The organism is Peribacillus sp. Aquil_B1 (assembly GCF_022603275.1).
GTDB lineage: Bacteria > Bacillota > Bacilli > Bacillales > DSM-1321 > Peribacillus.
In genome coordinates, this window is the sequence record NZ_JAKXEE010000003.1 from 30657 (window position 1) to 49631 (window position 18975).

At 41.3% G+C, this 18975-nt stretch carries 23 protein-coding genes; 6 read left to right on the top strand and 17 right to left on the bottom strand.

Features of this window, described 5'->3' with window-relative positions:
* Positions 1-82 precede the first annotated feature (82 nt).
* Positions 83-271 (bottom strand): hypothetical protein, encoded by a 189-nt coding sequence (locus tag MPH60_RS18275; protein ID WP_241594000.1) that lies wholly within the window; start codon positions 269-271, stop codon positions 83-85.
* 91 nt (positions 272-362) lie between these two features.
* Positions 363-1601, bottom strand: coding sequence for a beta-N-acetylhexosaminidase (nagZ, locus tag MPH60_RS18280; RefSeq protein ID WP_241593999.1), 1239 nt, complete (start codon positions 1599-1601; stop codon positions 363-365).
* 182 nt (positions 1602-1783) lie between these two features.
* On the opposite strand from nagZ, the gene MPH60_RS18285 reads away from it, so the two are divergent.
* A complete protein-coding gene (locus tag MPH60_RS18285) occupies positions 1784-2137 on the top strand; it encodes a hypothetical protein (RefSeq protein WP_241593995.1) in 354 nt (117 codons plus the stop codon).
* Positions 2138-2201: 64 nt separating this feature from the next.
* Here MPH60_RS18285 and MPH60_RS18290 read toward each other — a convergent pair whose 3' ends face one another.
* The gene (locus MPH60_RS18290) at positions 2202-2984 is read right to left on the bottom strand and encodes a TrmB family transcriptional regulator (protein WP_241593993.1); all 783 of its coding nucleotides are present in this window, start codon (positions 2982-2984) and stop codon (positions 2202-2204) included.
* 212 nt (positions 2985-3196) lie between these two features.
* Between MPH60_RS18290 and MPH60_RS18295 the strand changes: the two genes are divergently transcribed.
* The gene (locus MPH60_RS18295) at positions 3197-3967 is read left to right on the top strand and encodes a TSUP family transporter (protein WP_241593992.1); all 771 of its coding nucleotides are present in this window, start codon (positions 3197-3199) and stop codon (positions 3965-3967) included.
* A gap of 334 nt (positions 3968-4301) precedes the next feature.
* A complete protein-coding gene (locus tag MPH60_RS18300) occupies positions 4302-5240 on the top strand; it encodes an oxidoreductase (RefSeq protein ID WP_241593989.1) in 939 nt (312 codons plus the stop codon).
* Positions 5241-5317: 77 nt separating this feature from the next.
* Here MPH60_RS18300 and MPH60_RS18305 read toward each other — a convergent pair whose 3' ends face one another.
* Positions 5318-5758 (bottom strand): peptidylprolyl isomerase, encoded by a 441-nt coding sequence (locus MPH60_RS18305; RefSeq protein WP_202315618.1) that lies wholly within the window; start codon positions 5756-5758, stop codon positions 5318-5320.
* 162 nt (positions 5759-5920) lie between these two features.
* Here MPH60_RS18305 and MPH60_RS18310 point away from each other — a divergent pair, with 162 nt between their 5' ends.
* The gene (locus tag MPH60_RS18310) at positions 5921-6913 is read left to right on the top strand and encodes an NADPH:quinone oxidoreductase family protein (RefSeq protein ID WP_241593987.1); all 993 of its coding nucleotides are present in this window, start codon (positions 5921-5923) and stop codon (positions 6911-6913) included.
* A 37-nt stretch (positions 6914-6950) separates the two neighbouring features.
* Here the strand turns inward: MPH60_RS18310 and MPH60_RS18315 are convergent, their stop codons facing one another.
* The 3 genes from MPH60_RS18315 to MPH60_RS18325 form a co-directional block, all read right to left on the bottom strand.
* Positions 6951-8417 (bottom strand): PAS domain-containing sensor histidine kinase, encoded by a 1467-nt coding sequence (locus MPH60_RS18315; protein WP_241593986.1) that lies wholly within the window; start codon positions 8415-8417, stop codon positions 6951-6953.
* A 147-nt stretch (positions 8418-8564) separates the two neighbouring features.
* The gene (locus tag MPH60_RS18320; RefSeq protein WP_137020264.1) at positions 8565-8993 is read right to left on the bottom strand and encodes a cell wall hydrolase; all 429 of its coding nucleotides are present in this window, start codon (positions 8991-8993) and stop codon (positions 8565-8567) included.
* A gap of 381 nt (positions 8994-9374) precedes the next feature.
* On the bottom strand, positions 9375-9644 hold the full coding sequence (locus MPH60_RS18325; RefSeq protein WP_137020263.1) for a DUF1292 domain-containing protein: 270 nt from the start codon (positions 9642-9644) through the stop codon (positions 9375-9377).
* Between the two features lie 297 nt (positions 9645-9941).
* Between MPH60_RS18325 and MPH60_RS18330 the strand changes: the two genes are divergently transcribed.
* Both MPH60_RS18330 and MPH60_RS18335 read left to right on the top strand, forming a co-directional pair.
* Positions 9942-10346 carry a VOC family protein gene (locus MPH60_RS18330; protein WP_241615855.1) on the top strand — a complete coding sequence of 135 codons (405 nt, stop codon included), beginning with the start codon at positions 9942-9944 and terminating at the stop codon, positions 10344-10346.
* 173 nt (positions 10347-10519) lie between these two features.
* The gene (locus MPH60_RS18335) at positions 10520-12163 is read left to right on the top strand and encodes an alkaline phosphatase (RefSeq protein ID WP_241594031.1); all 1644 of its coding nucleotides are present in this window, start codon (positions 10520-10522) and stop codon (positions 12161-12163) included.
* A 133-nt stretch (positions 12164-12296) separates the two neighbouring features.
* Here MPH60_RS18335 and rpsN read toward each other — a convergent pair whose 3' ends face one another.
* From rpsN to MPH60_RS18385, 10 genes are all read right to left on the bottom strand, one after another.
* Positions 12297-12566, bottom strand: a complete 270-nt coding sequence (rpsN, locus tag MPH60_RS18340; RefSeq protein WP_241593982.1) for a 30S ribosomal protein S14 — start codon at positions 12564-12566, stop codon at positions 12297-12299.
* 39 nt (positions 12567-12605) lie between these two features.
* A complete protein-coding gene (locus MPH60_RS18345; protein ID WP_241593980.1) occupies positions 12606-13082 on the bottom strand; it encodes a hypothetical protein in 477 nt (158 codons plus the stop codon).
* A gap of 254 nt (positions 13083-13336) precedes the next feature.
* On the bottom strand, positions 13337-13774 hold the full coding sequence (locus MPH60_RS18350) for an FAD/NAD(P)-binding protein (RefSeq protein WP_241593978.1): 438 nt from the start codon (positions 13772-13774) through the stop codon (positions 13337-13339).
* A 66-nt stretch (positions 13775-13840) separates the two neighbouring features.
* Positions 13841-13990 (bottom strand): 50S ribosomal protein L33, encoded by a 150-nt coding sequence (rpmG, locus tag MPH60_RS18355; protein WP_034310390.1) that lies wholly within the window; start codon positions 13988-13990, stop codon positions 13841-13843.
* Positions 13991-14012: 22 nt separating this feature from the next.
* Positions 14013-15206 carry a GTP-binding protein gene (locus MPH60_RS18360; RefSeq protein WP_272492851.1) on the bottom strand — a complete coding sequence of 398 codons (1194 nt, stop codon included), beginning with the start codon at positions 15204-15206 and terminating at the stop codon, positions 14013-14015.
* A gap of 425 nt (positions 15207-15631) precedes the next feature.
* Entirely contained in the window at positions 15632-15802 is a 171-nt protein-coding gene (locus tag MPH60_RS18365) for a hypothetical protein (protein WP_156500230.1), read from the bottom strand.
* Positions 15803-15956: 154 nt separating this feature from the next.
* Positions 15957-16337, bottom strand: coding sequence for a nucleotide excision repair endonuclease (locus tag MPH60_RS18370; protein ID WP_170971597.1), 381 nt, complete (start codon positions 16335-16337; stop codon positions 15957-15959).
* Positions 16338-16542: 205 nt separating this feature from the next.
* Positions 16543-16695, bottom strand: coding sequence for a YpzG family protein (locus MPH60_RS18375; RefSeq protein WP_072272311.1), 153 nt, complete (start codon positions 16693-16695; stop codon positions 16543-16545).
* A gap of 105 nt (positions 16696-16800) precedes the next feature.
* On the bottom strand, positions 16801-17448 hold the full coding sequence (locus MPH60_RS18380; protein WP_241593976.1) for a DUF4352 domain-containing protein: 648 nt from the start codon (positions 17446-17448) through the stop codon (positions 16801-16803).
* 21 nt (positions 17449-17469) lie between these two features.
* Positions 17470-18837 (bottom strand): alkaline phosphatase, encoded by a 1368-nt coding sequence (locus MPH60_RS18385; RefSeq protein ID WP_241593975.1) that lies wholly within the window; start codon positions 18835-18837, stop codon positions 17470-17472.
* Positions 18838-18975: the final 138 nt, after the last annotated feature.

Below are 18975 nucleotides of genomic sequence, written 5' to 3' on the forward strand. Positions count from 1 at the left end.
TGAATTCTCTGCTGGATTTTACTAAAAGGATATAAGCAATAAAAAAACCCCATTAAGAATAACTTAATGGGGTCATTTCACCTTAACGTACGGATGGGTTACTTGATTTTGTTTTGATAATTGATTGGAATTGGCCCTTAACCTTATCAATGGTTTCCGGTGTGGCTAAGGATCTTATTTGACTCATCGTTTTTTCACGGGTTTTCTTATTGCGCATTAAAAATGCGGCAGCTCCTATCAGGACGGTTCCAAGCATTTTGTTTGATGGCATGTTAGTTTCCTCCTTCAAGTTAGTCCTATATAGTATTCCCTCTATCAGCCGATTTAAACAAAGGCATCCTTTTGAGAGAGCGGTTTCGCTTTTATCTATCCTCGCTCAGCCTTTCGATAAACTTTATGCTTTCGGGATTTTTCACGACTTTTTCAGCTTGTTCCGGGTCAGCTTTCGTTTGCTTCATATTGTAAAGTTTATATGTCAGCACTCTTTTCACTGACTCGTCAATTCTATCCATTGGAACTTCCCCTGCTTTTACTGCATGCAGTAATCCGTTATATACCTCAAGCTCATGGGAATATTCATGACAGACAAGTAATAAATCAACTCCTGCAAGGATTGCCTGCTTCCCCATCTCTTCATAGGAGAAATACTTGTTCACAGCACCCATTTCCAAATCGTCGGTTACGACAAGCCCTTCATATTTTAGTTTCCCCCGAAGCAGATCTTCGATGATGATTTTAGAAAGGCTTGCTGGTTTTTCTTTATCATAGGCTGGATATTTAATGTGGGTCACCATCACGAAAAACTTTTGGTTATCCAGTTCACTTATGATTTGCTTAAAAGGATAAATATCCGAATTTTCCAGATCAAGTTGGTTTGCCTCCACGGATGATGTTTCGACATGCGGATCGATTTCGCTCCGTCCGTTTCCAGGAAAGTGCTTCAATGCACCAGTTATCGATACATCGTTCAAGCCTTGAATGGCTTTCTTTCCGTATTGAAACACCTTTTCCGGATCTTGTCCAAATGAGCGATTATCCGTTTTCGATAGATCAAGAACAGGGGCGAAATTAATGTTAATTCCCATGGATCCTAGTTCTGTCCCATTCAATTTGGCCACCTTGTACATGTCTTCAGCAGATGCATTTTTTCCAAGATCCTGTTGTGCAGGGAGGGGCGATACCCGTTCCTTCATCCGAACGATGTCCCCGCCTTCCTGATCGATGGCCACCATCAACGGAAGCGAATGCGTACTTTGATTGGCCAATTGCTGAAGTGAATTGGATAACCTAGCCACTTGTTTAGGGGATTTCATATTACGGTCAAAATAAATGACGCCCCCTATATGTTTTTGTTCAATAAGCTCCGTAATTTCACTGCTCTTTTCAGTTCCCTTAAAACCTACCATCATAAGCTGTCCGATTTTTTCTTCAAGCGTCATTTTTTTCAGCAATTTTTCTATTCTCTCGTGACTATCCGCACCGGTGTCTTTTCGTTTTTCCTCTCTGGAATTCACATCCATATTCAACTGAATGAGCACCACTGTAAAAGCGAGGATTGCAATGAGGAACAGACCCCAATAAATATTTTTTTTATTCTTCATGCTTTGACCTTCATTGACATTTTCTCTGTCCTTCCTTGATAGCCCTTTTATTGATTTCGCTGCACTCTTCTTAATCATGTTCATAAAGTGACAGTTCTATATCATCATTGCCGATTTTTTTGCATAAACCATTAGCCGCGTACAATACTACATACATAGCCTAATTCAAAGGAGATGCCCCCATGAACGGAATCTTGAAGAATATTGCCGTCACTTTCAGTCATGCAGTCAATTATGCAAAAGAAAAAATAACGGCCATTACAGGAACAACTTCTGTTACGATAGCGGAATTGAGTGAGCACATCATCAATCAGCCTGAAACAAAACTAATCAGGAAAGACCTTTTAGGGATACCTTTTTCTTTTTATCATTTACAAAAAGAAGACGTTACGTATTATTTGGAAATGAAAAGCTCACAGGTTCTCCAGTTGGATGTTCAAGCGCATAATCACACGATTGTGTCTTACAGGTCTTATCGGGATAAACCCAGTTTGCCCACGGCCATTAAATTTCCTAAAACCCTTTTATCCGAATGATTCTGGTACAAAAATAAAAAAGCTGATCTCCCCTGCATATGGGGTTATCAGCTTTTTTTAAATCTTATAGGGAGAAAAAACGGTCTCTTTCACTTGAAATCCATTTCTCTGCATCTTCTTCATCCTTTTTAACCAAGCGGTTAACGAGGATATCATGCCAAATGTAATTTTCGAGAAAATTGATATGAATGGGATCATCTGTGTAAAACGCCGTTTCCCTCGTTTCGGGAGAAGGGCCGTAAATCGTCTCTTTGCCATCGATGGATAAAATGAACCATTTGTTTTCTCCGATATTTTCCACATAGCTTGTTTTTCGATGTATATCTATACCTGATAATGGGTTTTCAACCTGAAATGCAATCCCCTTGAGAGTGCAATGCCCGGCGACCGCTTTTAGCTCTTGTTCAAGTTTTCCATACATCTCGTCCCATAAGGAAACTACCACCCTTTTCTCGGCTTTGTGAATTAAAGTACGGCAGAAGGATAGGATGTGCCCTTCACCCTTAAGCGTCATTACACGATTGTCGGACATCGGTTCGATTTTCTCGAATTGCTTTAGTGTATGGCTGATGGATTGATAGGTATTGTTCCATTTTGATTGAACCGATTCCAAAAAAACATCGACTGGCAGCGGTGAATATTGTATCGAGTCATTGATTTCCTCTTTTAAGACGATTCCTTCTTCTTGCAGTCCATTTAATATTTCATAGATACGGGCCCTTGGAATTCCTGATTCCTTGCTTACTTGATAGGCACTGGTCGGGCCTTGGCGAACCAAAGAAACATAAGCCTTTGCTTCATATTGACTAAACCCGAGAGACTGTAGTTTTTGAATGATATCTTGCATAGTACCTCCTAGTGCTTTTAGTAAGTTATATGCCTATCATACCAAATCTCTTATCGAAATCTATTCGATTTCAATTGGTATGACTCATAATATTCTTATTTACAGAATGGTTTCGATTAGTTACTATCTAAATAGTGACTAATAAAAATGGGTTATGGCTTCAGCAAAACTAGCAATTCAGCCCTAATCCCATTGATACGGAGGCTTCTTAGATGGAGGATATACAAATTTCAACACTTTTGCTGCTGATGTTTTTCGGATTTTTGGCAGCATTCATTGATTCTGTAGTCGGGGGCGGTGGCCTGATTTCCATACCCGCTTTATTATTTTCAGGACTTTCCCCTTCAGCAGCGATCGCAACGAATAAGTTAGCAAGTTCCATGGGGTCTTTAACAAGTACCATTGCCTTCATTCGCTCAGGTAAGGTTGATTTTAAACTGGTTTCCAAACTTTTCCCACTAATTTTCATAGGTTCCCTGCTAGGAGCTTGGGTTGTCAATTTCGTCTCCCCTGAATTATTAAAGCCAATGATCTTGGTTCTATTAATAGCTATTGCCATTTATACTTTTTTTAAAAAGGACTGGGGACAGAAATCGACTTACCATAAACTCACATGGCAAAAGACTGCACTATTTGCGTTCGCTATATTTGCCATTGGTTTTTATGATGGTTTTTTGGGTGCTGGAACAGGATCTTTCATTTTGTTTGCCTTTTTAATGATTGGCTTTGATTTTTTGCACTCTGCAGGAAATGCAAAATTTTTGAACTTCGGAAGTAATTTGGCAGCACTGATCATGTTCATATTCCTTGATACCGTCAACTTTTCCTATGGAATACCGATGGGGATCTCCATGATAGCTGGAGCCTTGGCCGGTTCTAAATTCGCCATTAAGAAGGGAGTGGCATATGTAAGAGTATTATTTATCATAGTAACCGTCATTCTGATCATGAAAAATATAATGGATTACTTAATGGGGGGCTAATTTTTTTAAAAGGCTGTTTTCGCATACTTTGTTGCTATTCACCAAGTAATGCGGTGTGGTTGATTTCCCCTCCATTGCTCGCTTTCCGCGGGGCGGGCGGTGAGCCTCCTCGGCGTGAACGCCTGTGGGGTCTCACCTGTCCCGCTGCTCCCGCAGGAGTCTCGCACTTCCGCTTCAATCAACCTTAAATCGTTTCGTTTTAAAAACAACAATCTTTACGAAAAGAGCTTTTTTTAAAAAATAGAATTCAGCACCTGATTCCCGCCACATTATGTGACATATAGGAATTATTTGGGTATATGATAGGTATAGACTGGTGGAAAGGTGTGGTTAGATGATTGAAAAGTGGAATGGCGAAGAAATGGCAGATGTATCAGGGCAAACCATTGTGATTACAGGTGCCAATAGTGGCCTTGGCTTCGAAACGGCTTTTGCACTGGCCGGTAAGGGAGCAGAGATCATCCTTGCTGTCCGGAATGCTTCAAAGGGAGAAAAGGCGGTCGATAGAATCTTAGGGGTCCACCCTAAAGCAAATGTACGCGTGATGCAGCTCGATTTAAGTGATTTAAGCAGCATTCGTCATTTTGCTGACTCCTTTCAGGAAAACTATGAATCTCTCTCCGTCCTCATCAATAACGCAGGTGTGATGATTCCTCCCTACAGTAAAACGAAGGATGGTTTTGAGCTTCAATTCGGCAGCAATCATCTCGGTCATTTTGCTTTGACAGGTCTCCTTCTTCCGCGTATCCTTTCTACGCCAAAATCGCGTGTGGTCACATTGAGCAGCTTGGCCGCCATCAATGGATATATAGACTTCGAAAATTTAAATGGTGAAAACGGTTATAAACCAATGAAATACTATGGGCAAAGCAAGCTGGCCAATCTACTCTTCGCCCGCGAATTACAGAATAAATTCAACCAGCATGATGCAACCCCGATCAGTGTTGCCTGTCATCCTGGCCTTTCCCATACTAATCTCATGTCACGAGGATCTGGCCAACCCATAAATAGATTCGTGCACTTTCTTTCGAAAACCATCACCCAGCCGGCAAGTATGGGAGCCTTGCCTACCCTTTATGCCGCAACTGAACCTACATTAACAGGCGGGGAGTATATCGGACCCGATGGAAAGAAGAGCAGAAAAGGCTTTCCTAGAAAAGACGATATCATCGATACCTTATATAATGAAGAAACTTCAAAAAGATTATGGGATATTTCAGAAACCTTGACAGAGGTCAACTATCGTTTCACCGAAAGCATCACACCAAAATGACTTTATATTTCCCCTGTTTTCGCTCATGAACAGTGCAAAAAAAAGAGGGAGCATAATGCCCCCTCTTTTCGCTTTCATCATTCAGCGTCAAAAACTTCCACTTTTTCCATTTTGTCGCCATTTTTCATAGCTTTGGCTGTTTCAAGTCCAGATGTCACTTTACCGAATACTGTGTGAACCCCGTTAAGATGCGGTTGTGGTTCGTGCACGATAAAGAATTGGCTTGAGCCAGTATCTTTTCCTGCATGTGCCATAGATAGACTGCCTGCCTCATGTTTGTGAGGGTTTCCTACTGTTTCACATTTGATTTGCGTGCCGCTTCCGCCTGCACCTGTACCTGTTGGATCTCCGCCTTGGCTTACGAAACCAGGAATGACACGGTGAAAGACCACTCCATTATAAAATCCTGTGTTTGCCAAATTTTCGAAGTTAGCCACTGTGTTCGGTGCTTCGTTCGGGAAAAGGTCGAATTCGATTTTTTCTCCGTTTGCCATAAGTATGTATCCTTTTTTAGCCATGTAAAACATCTCCTTTAATATGAACTGAATCAAATCTAATAGTACCATTTTTAGAAGCAGAAAGAAAAGCGAGCGCTACTTATTTCGAATTGTATCATTATACATTCCTATATTTTTTCTTTTATAATGGGGTAGATTCATTATTATAAGGGGGAACGTACCATGATTCAGCAATTTGATGCTTTAGTCGTGAACAAGCAAGATGATCAATTCACCGTTAACATTCAGCAACTATCACTTGATGATCTACCTCAAGGCGAAGTGCTCATCCGTGTTCATTATTCCGGTGTGAACTATAAAGATAGCCTTGCAGCCATTCCAAATGGAAACATCGTCAGCAGCTATCCGATCGTTCCGGGCATTGATATGGCTGGTGTTGTCATTTCATCTGAGGATTCCCGCTTTAAAGAAGGAGACGAAGTCATTGCGACCTCCTACGGGATTGGCGTTTCCCAATCAGGAGGCTATAGTCAGTTTGCCCGTGTTCCTGCAGAGTGGATCGTCCCGCTACCTGATGGCCTTACAATGAAAGAGGCGATGATCATCGGAACGGCCGGTTTCACTGCAGCACTATCGGTTCTGCGATTGGAAGAAAATAACCTCACCCCTGAGCAAGGGAACGTTCTCGTCACTGGTGCAACTGGCGGGGTCGGCAGTTTCGCTGTCTCGATCCTTTCCAAACTTGGCTATTCCGTTGAGGCGAGTACAGGAAAAGAATCGGAACATGGATACTTGAAGAAAATCGGTGCAGCGACCATTGTATCGCGAGAAGATGTATATGATGGCAAGCTGCGGGCACTGGGCAAGCAGAAGTGGAGCGGGGCGGTAGATCCCGTCGGCGGTGAACCGTTAGCATCGGTCCTTAGCCAAATCAAGTATGGCGGGTCTGTGGCGGTCAGTGGATTGACAGCTGGTACAAGCCTTCCTGCCACCGTCTTTCCTTTCATCCTAAGAGGGGTTAATCTTCTTGGGATCGATTCGGTCAATTGCCCCATGGATACAAGATTGAAAGTTTGGCATCGCCTTGCCACCGACTTTAAACTAGAGCATTTAGAACAGCTCGTTCAACAGGAAATTACACTTGAAGAATTGCCTGACGTCCTTCCTACCCTATTAAAAGGGGAAGCAAGAGGCAGGACGATCGTTAAGCTATAATCCAAAAAGTGACGAGAGCATGGCTTCTCGTCACTTTTCATTGTGAACTTTCATTGATAGGGAGACTGATATCTACAATCGTCCCTTCTCCCACTTCGCTGCTGAAATGAATTTCCCCATTATGCTCATGGATGATTTTAGTGCTGACCATGAGCCCAAACCCTGTTCCTTTTTCAGATGTGCTATAAAAAGGCTGCCCTAGATGCTTCATGCGCTCATTTGAGATTCCGCAGCCTTGATCAGTGAACCGGATCATTGCAGAGTCACCTTCATGGTTTAACTGTATATGAAGTTTTCCGCCATTCGGCATGGCTTCTATCGCATTATTGATGACATTCGTGAATACTTGTTTTAACTGATTCGGTTCGCCAAAGACAGATGCCGAATCCGTATTATATTCCTTGATGACTTCGACATCATTCAATATCGCTTGAAACTCAGCTAATGTAATCACACTATCCAATATATCGTTAAGCTGAATGAATTCACAAACCTTCGCTTCAGGCTCTGCTAAACTCAAAAACTCATTGGCCAGGTTTTCGATTTTTTCTACTTCACTGACCATCATTTCAAGATAGTCCTTTTGCTCAGGGTATTCCCTTAATAATTGTAAAAATCCTTTGACCGTAGTTAATGGATTTCTTATTTCATGTGCGATGCCCGCAGCCATCTGTCCTACCGCCGATAACATATTGGATTTACAGAGCAGCTCTTCGGTCTTTTTACGCTCCGTAATATCCCTGCAAAATACCTGTATGGCCGGTTGACCTTTATATATAATCGGAAGACCGAGTGTTTCTCCATAAAATACTTGTCCGTCAAGTCGAATGAACTTTTGTTCCAGTAAACCAACAGCCTGATGATCGTCCCTCATGATCTCGATTCTTTTTTGTACACTTTCCCGGGACTCCAGGTGAACGAATTGAAAAACCGATTTACCGATAATATCTTCCACACTATCCATCCCAAGCATTTTTGCCCCCATGGGATTCATATACTCGATTATCCCATTACGATGTACAAAAATCGCTTCAGGTGAGACCTCAACTAAACTGCGATACCTTTGCTCACTTTCCTTCAAGGCAGCTTCAGCAAGTTTTTGATTCGTGATGTCCCGATAAACGAAAACGAGTGCACACGGCTCATTTTCATCATTACGGATATTGAACAAGGAAATGCTTACATCGATTAATTGGCCATCCTTCCTTAGCCTGACCGTTTCAAAGCCTTTCTTTTGTACCCCTGCCTTAATCTGGTCATGCAGCTCATTGACTGACTCCTTCAAGAAATCAGGAATAATTGGAAACGGCATGCCTATGAGCTCATCATTCGTCCAACCGAAAAACTCTTCAAAAGCTGCATTCACTTGAAGGGTATTTCCTTCCAGATCAACAATGGAAATGGCGTCCGGGTTATTCTCCATGAAAGACTTAAATTTCTCGGTATTATCCTCCGCCCGTTCCCCCATTTTCCCTTGTCCATAATTAATAAGCCTTTTACTCATCAATTTTTTTATTCCTTTCTTATCCGGAAATTTACAGTCTCAATTTTACAGTATCAGTAAATCATTTGCCAGTTTTATCATATGATTTTTCCAAGTTAAGGATTGATGCACAAAGAGGCCAAACCCGCATAAGGTTCAGCCTCTTTCTTAAAATGTATTATAAATATTTGGACATTCTGTACCTGTTGGTTCATAAAAGCAATGAAGCTTGAAACGTCCAACAAGAGGTTGATTATACCAGGTTGCCGGACAATCTCCCGGTGGCCTGAAGTACCATAGGCTAAATTTCGAAGGCCATATCCTTTCACCATTTACACTTCGGCGTGCAAGTCTTTTTTCCCTGTCCCGTGCCCGCTGATAAAAATACCCCTTCTGTACAGCTTCAAAGGCATGCTCCTGATAAATCATGTCTGGAATCGTCCTCAGCCCTTTGAAATCAGAACAATTCGACCTAATCCGATTGATCCCTACATTACCGATCATCAACATGCCCTGATCACCTTCGCCCTCGCCTTCCGCCCTAAGCAATCTTGCCAATAAGGCTATATCGGCATCAGTGTGCTTTACAACGGCCATTCCAACACCTCCACTTTTTTTATCCTATGCCTCGGAGATGGAAAAATACTCCGTTTATTAACAAAATCTTCATATGGAGTACACGTACTATCAATAATACAACCCTATACTTAAGTAAGGCTGGATAGCACGCGTGGCTATCATGGTATTTGGCGAAGGCGGGGCCAATACTTTCTTTATACATATAAAAAAGGCGGCACATATTGTGCGTCGGACTGTAGACAAACTCGATGAAAGTCCAGTTTATTTACAGTTTTTAAGGGTTTGTACAATTTGCCTTAAGGCACTCTCTTAACTCAAAAAGGTTTCGGAATGGTGTCATTCCGAAACCTTTTTGTCTGTAAACTGAGGCCGCACACATTGTTCCGTCTTTTTATCTTGTCATTCTTTCGCTTCAAATGCCGCTTCAAACGCCAATGATACCTTTTCGAACTCTTCATCCGATTCGATATCGAGCAGTTCACCTTCGCCTTCGACCCTGAAAAAGAAAATATCGATATCTTCATCTGTATCCTCTTCAATATCTTCAAGCAAACCTACTGCAACATATTCCGTTCCTTCTACATCCAATGAACCTAAAACCTCAACTTCATGGCCTTCATCACTGTCATCAGTAAGGGTGAATATTTCACCTTCACGAATTTTTCCCATACTACCTCTCCTCTCATATCCATTAATAATGGAGTTGTTTCCATAGTATATCTACTATTCCATTTAGAAACAAATTTTTGCCCTGGAAAATGTTAAATTTCATTCTTACATGAAAAGAATCAATCAATAGATATTATGGAAGAAAAGTATTATCCCAGAAGTCATTTGGTATTTCTCATTACTTACCAACACTTTCCCTTTATTAACATCTTTTAAAAAATTATCTAAAAACGGCTATAAAAATGTAATTTAATTCCGAATACTCTTATATATACTAATATTAGCAAATTGAATTTAATGAAGGAGGAAGATTTCTTGGCTGTGAAGAGGGTAGATCACATTGGCGTTGTTGTAAAAGATCTTGAAAAATCCATCGCCTTTTATCAAGATGTGCTGGATTTAAAATTAAAAGCACGCATGACTCATACTAATGGGGTAATCGAACTGGCATTCCTGGGTTACGAAGAGTCCGATGAAACAGAAATAGAATTGATTCAGGGATATAGCGACACACTGCCATCCGAAGCAACGATCCACCATTTTGCCATTACCGTGGATGATATCGAAGAAGAATATGCCCGGATCAAAAGCTTGGATAACACCGAGCTGATTGATGAAGAGATCGTCACTCTTCCAAATGGTTATCGCTATTTCTACATATATGGACCGGAAAAAGAGTGGATTGAATTTTTCCAAAGGTAAAAAGCATACTAAAAAAGCAGAGTCTTAAAGACTTCTGCTTTTTAACGCTTCTTCAATATTTTAGCAAAATTTACAGATAAAAAACCTTTCTTTACTTAACTGAAGTAATTTCTTAATATACTGCATTTATCCTAAAAGTAATAATATTTTTGGAGGTATGCATTTTGGGGAAAATGAGCAAAAAGGTAGCAGGTATTACGTTAGCGGGCGCGGTAGCCATTTCATCACTGGGTATTTCAACGATGAAGGAAGATGTTCAGGCAAAAGACAAGAAAAAAGAACCAACAAACGTCATCATGATGGTGATGGATGGGACAAGCACAGGAGCCACAACCCTTTCAAGATGGTATAAAGGCGATAATCTAGCGATGGACGAAATGCTGTCTGGCGGTATGCGTACATATTCTGCTGAATCGGCCATTACAGACTCAGCTCCTGCAGCAACAGCGCTTGCGACAGGAAATAAATCCAATGATAAATTTGTCGGTGTCCTGCCAACCATCGTTAATTCTCCAGGGCTCGATCCGGTTAATCCGAAGAATGCCCATAAACCAGTCGCTAACGTTTTGGAGGGTGCGAAACAAGCCGGAAAGGCTACTGGCATCATTTCTACATCTGAAATCCAGCATGCCACACCCGCAGGCTTCTCCGCTCACGTGACACATCGAAGCAATTATGGTGATATTGCGGAACAGCAGGTTTATCAGGGGATTGACGTTGTTTTGGGAGGGGGCAAAGAATCCCTTTTACCAGGTAAAACAAAAAATGCAAGAATTGATGGAGAAAACCTTTTGGAAGTGCTTGATGAAGAAAAATATGATTTTGTTGAAACCCGTGACGAGCTGTTAAATTCTAAATCGAATAAAATTTGGGGAAGCTTTGCACCAAGTGCCCTAGCATATGATTTAGACCGTGAAACAACAAAGCCAAGTGAGCCCACTTTAGCCGAAATGACCAATAAAGCCCTTAAAACCTTGAAAAAAGATAAAGATGGCTTCTTCTTATTTGTCGAAGGAAGCAAGATTGACTGGGCTGCTCACGGAAACGACACGATTGGAATGATTAGTGATACTTTAGCTTTTGATGATGCCGTGAACGAAGCCCTTAAGTTTGCAAAAAATGACGGAAACACGATGGTCATTGCTGTAACGGACCATGGGAACAGCGGAATTACAATGGGTAACGTAAACACGAATTCCTCCTACCCGGAAACACCCGTATCAGCCTATATCGATCCATTAAAGAAAGCGAAGATGACGGTTGAAGGAGCTTTAAGTAAGTTAAAACCCGATCATTCCAATCTAAAAGAAGTTGCAGCACTTTATGGACTTGATGATCTGACTTCTGAAGAAACAGCAAAACTTACCTCTTCTAAAAACGTAGGCACTGAAATGACAAAGCTGCTTGCTAACCGTGCCAACATTGGCTTTACAACAGGAGGTCATACAGGGGAAGACGTATTCCTGTATTCTTATGGCCCTTCAAGACCGACTGGATTAGTGGAGAATACAGACCTCGCTAAAAAAATGGCCGAATTCATGGGCTTTGATTTACAAAAATTATCGAACAAACTATACATGAATGCTAAAGATTCCTTTGAGAAAAAAGGATATTCTACCCGTATTGATGTGACAGACCCGAATAACCCAGTTTTCGTAGCGAAAAAGGGGCAGCAAAAAGTGGAGTTGCCTGCCAATAAGAATATCGTGATCACCAAGACTCCTAAATCCACTAAACAAAAGGAAATAAACGCCATCACCGTTTACAACGGAAAAGACTTCTATATATCTGAACATGCATTAAAGGCAGTCAAGTAAGCAACACTTCTTTATAATGATGTAGGAGCCCTTGTTTTTAACAAGGGCTCCTTTTCTTAAGATTTAGTTCTTGATCCTTTTCATAAAAAGTGAATGAAAGAAACACCATTAAATCACCTTCCTTCTCCCCGCTTCACCAGCTTGACTTTTTGACACCCGGCAGTTGCCCTTTATGAGCAAGTTCCCTAAAAACGATACGTGACATGTTGAATCTGCGCATATATCCACGGGGCCTCCCTGTTACGCCACAGCGATTGTGGACCCTTGTCGGCGAGGAATCACGCGGGAGTTTGGCCAATGCGGCATAATCCCCTTTCTCCTTCAATTCCTTTCTTAGTTCTGCATACTTTTCGACCATTGCCAGCTGTTTTTGCGCTTTTATCACCTTAGATTTTTTCGCCATTTCAATTCTCCTTTTTTAAGATCTTAAATTCATGAAAATCTATAAACTATTCACAATTCGTTCCGCTGCCTGTCTTGCTCCCGATATATTCCTGGATATCGGGAGCATTTCAAGTTCAGCCAATGCACCCGTGACATATAAACCAGGTCCCCACTGCAACGACTGCGATACAATTGGATAACCACATTCCGCGCAGCGTAAATCATGCGACCGGATGACTGGCGTCAGCCAATCCTTCCCTGGCATTGATGACTTAAATCCGGTCGCTAATAGGACCGTCCCCGTTTGTTGAATGACCTTTTCATTTTTATCCCTGAGGCTGATATGGCCGTCCCTCCACACAGCGCTTATCACCTCAACATCCATGACACGCAATAATCCCTGTTTAACCTGATTCATCAGCGCCTTATGTAAGTCAGGTGGGATGGATCCCTTATTACGGGCCTGGATAATGGTCTCGCGTCTTTTTTGATAGCTAGTTATAGCATGGAAAGGACGCTGTTTTTTCGGCCCCAACCAACCAGGATCACTGTCGAAATCATGAATCCTAAATGGATGCCGCTTTAGTAGCGTTACGTCATTGGGATAGCTTTTACTCAGCTTTAAAGCAAGATGTACAGAAGATATGCCGCCCCAATGATCGTGATGGGTCCTTGTAATTGTGTCAGCTCCGGAATATTTTCATCGAATATGTGGTAAATGGGACCCCCATGCTCTTGTTTTAATTGCCGTGCCCAATCAGGCCAATAAGGCTGTTCACCAATACCAATTTAAATCACAAGTTTTTGTCCTAAAAGCCGTCGTTTGTTCTGCAATTGGATTTCCCAGCACTGTCCCGTTTTGCAGGCAGAGGTGACTTCCCCTTGCACCCATGCCTGCTTAATGGATAAATCATCAGCCAAATGAACACTATGTTCATTGAAGGATTTTAGGGATGGCCGCTTATATTGGCCGTAAAAGTTATTGTTCCAGTCTGCCTTTTCCACATATTTCTGCAGGCTGAATGGATTCACATCCAAATGGTGTACGGATGGAGAACGTAAATAGGGCATTGAAATGACTTCCGTACAATGCTTCCATCTTGCCAATGGTTCTTCATTTCTATCAACGATCGCCAGCTGGTCCACTGTCGTTTTTCCTGACTTAAGTAAAAATGCCGCCATCGTCATACCTTGAATGCCTCCGCCAATAATGATCCATTCCAACATGAACTTCCCTCCTTTTATATCCATCCTCTTCAATAAAACATAATCATTACGATTTAAACCTTAAAATTACTTCGTTTCACGGTGAAGCGTGTGTTTCTTTAATCGCGGGCAGTACTTCTTCAATTCAATCCTGTCCGGGTTATTCCGCTTGTTTTTCGTCGTGATATAATTGCGGTCCCCTGATTCTGTGCATGCTAACGTAATGTTTACTCTCATTTTCATTTCCTCCTAAAGTTTTTTAATGAACGCTTTCCGTAAATGCAGGCAATCGATCTTCATAAAGAGACCAATCCTGCTGCATCTCCATTTCCGTCAATAAGCATTGATCTAATTCATTTTCGATTTCCTGTTGATTCATTTGAATGCCAATCATTACAAGCTCCGTCATCCTGTCCCCATATACTGCATTCCACCGTTCCAATAATTCAGGTGCTTCCTTTAAAATTTGGCGTTGTTCATCCCCAGGGTATGCTGCGATCCATTTACCGGCGGCTTGTAAAGTTAATGACGGTCCTGCCTGCGAAAGCAAACCTGCCGTATCATTTCTCGATGCCAGCCAAAGGAACCCCTTTGCCCTCACCACCTGTACGGGCCAGTTTTCAAACCACTCCATCAGCCGTTCGGGATGAAAGGGTATTTGCCTTCTGTAAACGAAGGATGAAATCCCGTACTCCAGGGTCTCCGGGATATGCTCTTCATTCAATTCCTTTATCCAGCCCGCTCCTTGGCTTGCCTCTTCAAAATCAAATAAATGTGTATTCAATACACCCTTTAGCGGCACCTTGGAATGATTCGTTTCGATGATCCTCGCATCCGCATTCATTTTATGAAGAACCGCCTTTAATTCCTCAACGGCGTCGGCATCCATTAGATCGATTTTATTTAACAAGATGACATTGGCGAACTCTATCTGATCTATTAGTAGGTCGACCACTTCCCTGCCATCGGCAGCATCAGTTGCCTGCATCCTGTCAATAAGTGTTTCTCCGGAAGTGAAGTCTTGCCAAAAGTTATACCCATCAACAACTGTGACCATCGTATCAAGCCGGCAATATTCCGATAAATCAATTCCCATGCTTTCATCAAGATAGGTGAAGGTCTGGGCTACAGGTACCGGTTCGCTTATCCCAGTCGATTCAATCACGATGTAATCAATGTTCCCTTGTTTCGCCAATTTCTCCACTTCAATCATCAAATCCTCACGAAGCGTACAGCAAATGCAGCCATTCTGCATTTCCACCAGTTTTTCATCTGTCCGGGTAAACCCTCCCTGTTTAACCAGCGAAGCATCAATATTGATTTCACTCATATCATTAACGATGACGGCAACCTTCAGGTCATTCCGATTTTCAAGAATATGATTCAAAAGCGTCGTCTTTCCCGCACCAAGGTATCCACTCAATACCGTAACCGGAATTTTCTTCATCTCCATCCATACCACTCCTTTACCTGATTTCTTTGCTGCACATAAATCAAAATCATTACGATTTAAATACCGAAGCTATCACTCATGTAAAAACACTCCTTAATAATAAAACGTAATCATTACTATTTGCAAGTTTTTTTCAAAAAATGCCCCGAAATACTTTTTCTGAACTAATGTAATCACGATTGCTCCAATACTGCTCATGGGCAATCAAGGATAAATGAAAGATGCTGACATTCTTCATGAAATGAAAACAAAAATTAAATGGAAGCCCAGTCACACATAACATCATGTGTAATGAACCTCCATTGGAGTTTTATCATTATTGTACTTCCATATTGACAACTGCTGTTCATCAACAACGTTTCAATATCCAATACATTTTTCTTTTCTTTGTTGAATTCGAAAAAAAAAATTATTGGCTATTGTGCTTATTCCGCCATTTCCCACCCTGAAGATGTTACTGTCTTTTGTTCAAAAGTTTCAATTTCTCTCTGTTTCGCCAGTTTAGAAGCTTGTGACATGGACCACGTTAAATTCCCAAAAGCAATCACTGTCCCGATCGAGATAACTAACACCTTTTTACAAAGTATTTTCTTCAATAGCTTCCTCCTGAGAATGTATTGGAATACTCTAAATATAAACCAACATTGTTAACCTAACATGTAGCTGCTGTAAATGTACGAAATTATTTTTGTACATATGTAAACACAAAAAAGCTGAATGCATATGCAGTCAGCTTTTCATAGGTGTTTCTTATTTATAAAACACTTTGTCGACGTTGTATTTGGCATGAAGTTTATTGATCATGTACGTTTCATAGATTTCACGTTCCATAGCGTCTTCAACTATAAGAATGTCAATTTTCTTGACTTCATTACGATGATCTTTAATCGGAGAAACATTATCCTCGAAATGCTTCTTGACCCTTGGTCTTAATTTACGAGCTTTCCCGACAAAAATCAGCTCATCGTTTTCATTGTAAAACAAGATGATGCCGCCCTTATCACGGGGAATCAAATGAAAATCGATAAACCCGTAAATTTCAGGAATGACAGGTTCGTCTCCTTCTATAACTTGCTTCCTTTGTTTGATGCTTATATCCGCTGCAGGGATTTCAATTTTAATCATTACAATTCACGTCCTCTATTTGTATAAGGTGAAACTTTCATCGGAATCAAAAACTCCAGTTTCACGCCAAGCTCATCACTTCAATCTTAAAGGTAAATGTTATCATAATTATGAATGAAAAGCCATGTATGCCTTGATTTGTTTAGATGAACTATATTTAATATAAAGAAGAAGACTCGCTAAGAGTCTCCTTCTTTGTCGGGAATATCCGTTACCACCTGTGAGCCTTTGCATTGCTTCTTAGTATAATGTTTGTTTGCGATTCTTGCGTATGGCCATTAACTTGAGATTTTGAACGCTTAGGTCTTGTCCAATTATGGTGAAACTTTTGAGAATGTGGATCTAATTGATCTTTATAGCTCATTCTGTGTCACCTCATCATTAGGATTTGGATATTCCGTTCAGTGATAGTATTACCCATCACTTGTTCTAGTATTTGATTTTTATAAAGATTCATACGCCATATTCATTAAAAAGCGAATTCAGCTGACTTGCCCTTTGCAAGGACTTCCCCTTCTTCATTTACCGCATCACTAGTCATGAGGGAAATGCCCTTTATGTCTCCATCATTTAGAATGAAACCAATGTTTCCGCTTTTTGAACCGTTTCCTTCTATTTCACCAGTAAGTTCTTCCAAGTAGATCTCATCTTCCCACGTAAGATGTTCTCCTCTGTCCGTTTCAAGGAAAGCAACTGGGGAAAACTTAATTTTTTTATCCGTATTGTTTTTGATTTCCACGTTCACTTTTACGATATCGAAATCTTCATCATGCGTATAGCCGTGGAAGAAATCAATCATGCTGTAATCCGGCGTGGCATGCATCACTTTCATTTCTTTGACTTTAACCTCGATTGGACCAACATTCAGCGTTTCATTCACTTTTTTATAGGCCTTCAAAGTTAATTCGCCTTTGGCATCAGAAACATTCTGACCGATCTGGTTCAAGTTTACATCATCAGGAAGCTGTGGATTCGGAACATAGACATCCTTTTTTTCCAGTGGCCGTGCAATTTCCTCTGTTTTATCTTTAGCCGTCGTTTCTTCTTCGTAAGCTGGTTGGGTATTAAGTGCGCCAAAAGCGGTTAATAACAGGGCACCAATCATCAGTCTGTTCATTGAATCCCTCCTGAAGTGTTATTACTTCTTTAATAGATCAAAGATGATTTTGGCCTGATCCGTGTTATCGACCTGCCCGGCAAAACGTTCTTTATATGGGCCGTATGCGTAGACCGGAACATCTTCACCCGTATGTCCCCCGGTAGTCCAGGCAGTATTGGTCCGATTATCAAATATAGCTTCGATGGCATTATCGACGTTCGTCACATTTTTTGATTTGGCAGCTTCTGTTACCGTTTTGATTTCATCATCAGTTAGCTTCACTTCATTTTGGTTAATATATTGCTTTAACGTCTTTTCAACATCGGCTCCTTTGACGATGGCATCCGCCATGAAGTCAGGGGTGCGTTTGGCTGCCTTGATCGGTTCACCGTACCAGTTATATATTCCTTTTGCTCCGATCGAGAATCCTCCTGTAGAGTGATCCGCAGTAGCCACCACTAAGGTATGTTTGTCTTTCTTCGCGAATTCCATGGCTGACTTGTATGCTTTTTCAAAGTCTTCCATTTCACTCATTGCACCTACGATATCATTATCATGTCCGGCCCAATCGACCTGGCTTCCCTCGACCATAAGGAAGAATCCATCTTTATCTTTATTCAAGCGCTGGATCGCCGAACTTGTCATGTCTGCCAAAGAAGGCGTTTCACTTGGGCGGTCAATCATTTTCGGGAGTCCTTCAGAAGCGAATAAACCAAGGACCTGTTCATTTTTGTCCTTAAGCATTTGATTTTTATCCGTCACATAACTGTAACCGTCTTTTTCGAAGGCTTTCGCCAAATTGACATCAGGACGGACAAAATTGGACTTCCCACCGCCCAATAGGACGTCAATTTTATGTTTGCCCTTGATTAAGTCATTATAATAATCGTCTGCGATTGAATTCATGTTTTTCCGATTTTCATCATGGGCGCCAAAAGAAGCAGGTGTAGCATGAGTGATTTCTGAAGTGGCAACCAATCCCGTCGCTTTTCCTTTTTCCTTTGCTGCTTCCAATACCGTTTTGACTTCGGATTTATCATTATCCACTGCAATGGCAGCGTTATAAGTCTTCACTCCGGCAGACATTGCCGTTGCGGCTGATGCTGAATCCGTTATATTTTGTGCAGAGTCTTCTGGGTAAGTCATTTGCTGGCCAACCAAGTATTTATCAAACTCTGTCCGCTCTGCCACCTTCGTATCAGGATTATCTTTTAAATACCGGTAAGCGGAGGTATAGGAAACACCCATGCCGTCACCGATCAGGAAAATCACGTTCTTGATTTCCGGTTCTTTTTTTTGGTTCCCCTTTGCCGAAACATGATCCGCAGCGGACCATGATAAACTTCCAAATGCTAATGCCGAAACGAGTGTAATGGGTAACACCTTTTTACTCCATGTGCGATTCAAATGAATGACCTCCCGTTAATCTTTTCTATTTAATTTAACTATAGGTGAAGAACATGAACTCATTGTCAAGGCTATGTAAAAAAGCAGCAGGATAATTGTTAAGACAAGGTAAAGGCAGCAATGTCACAAAATTATATG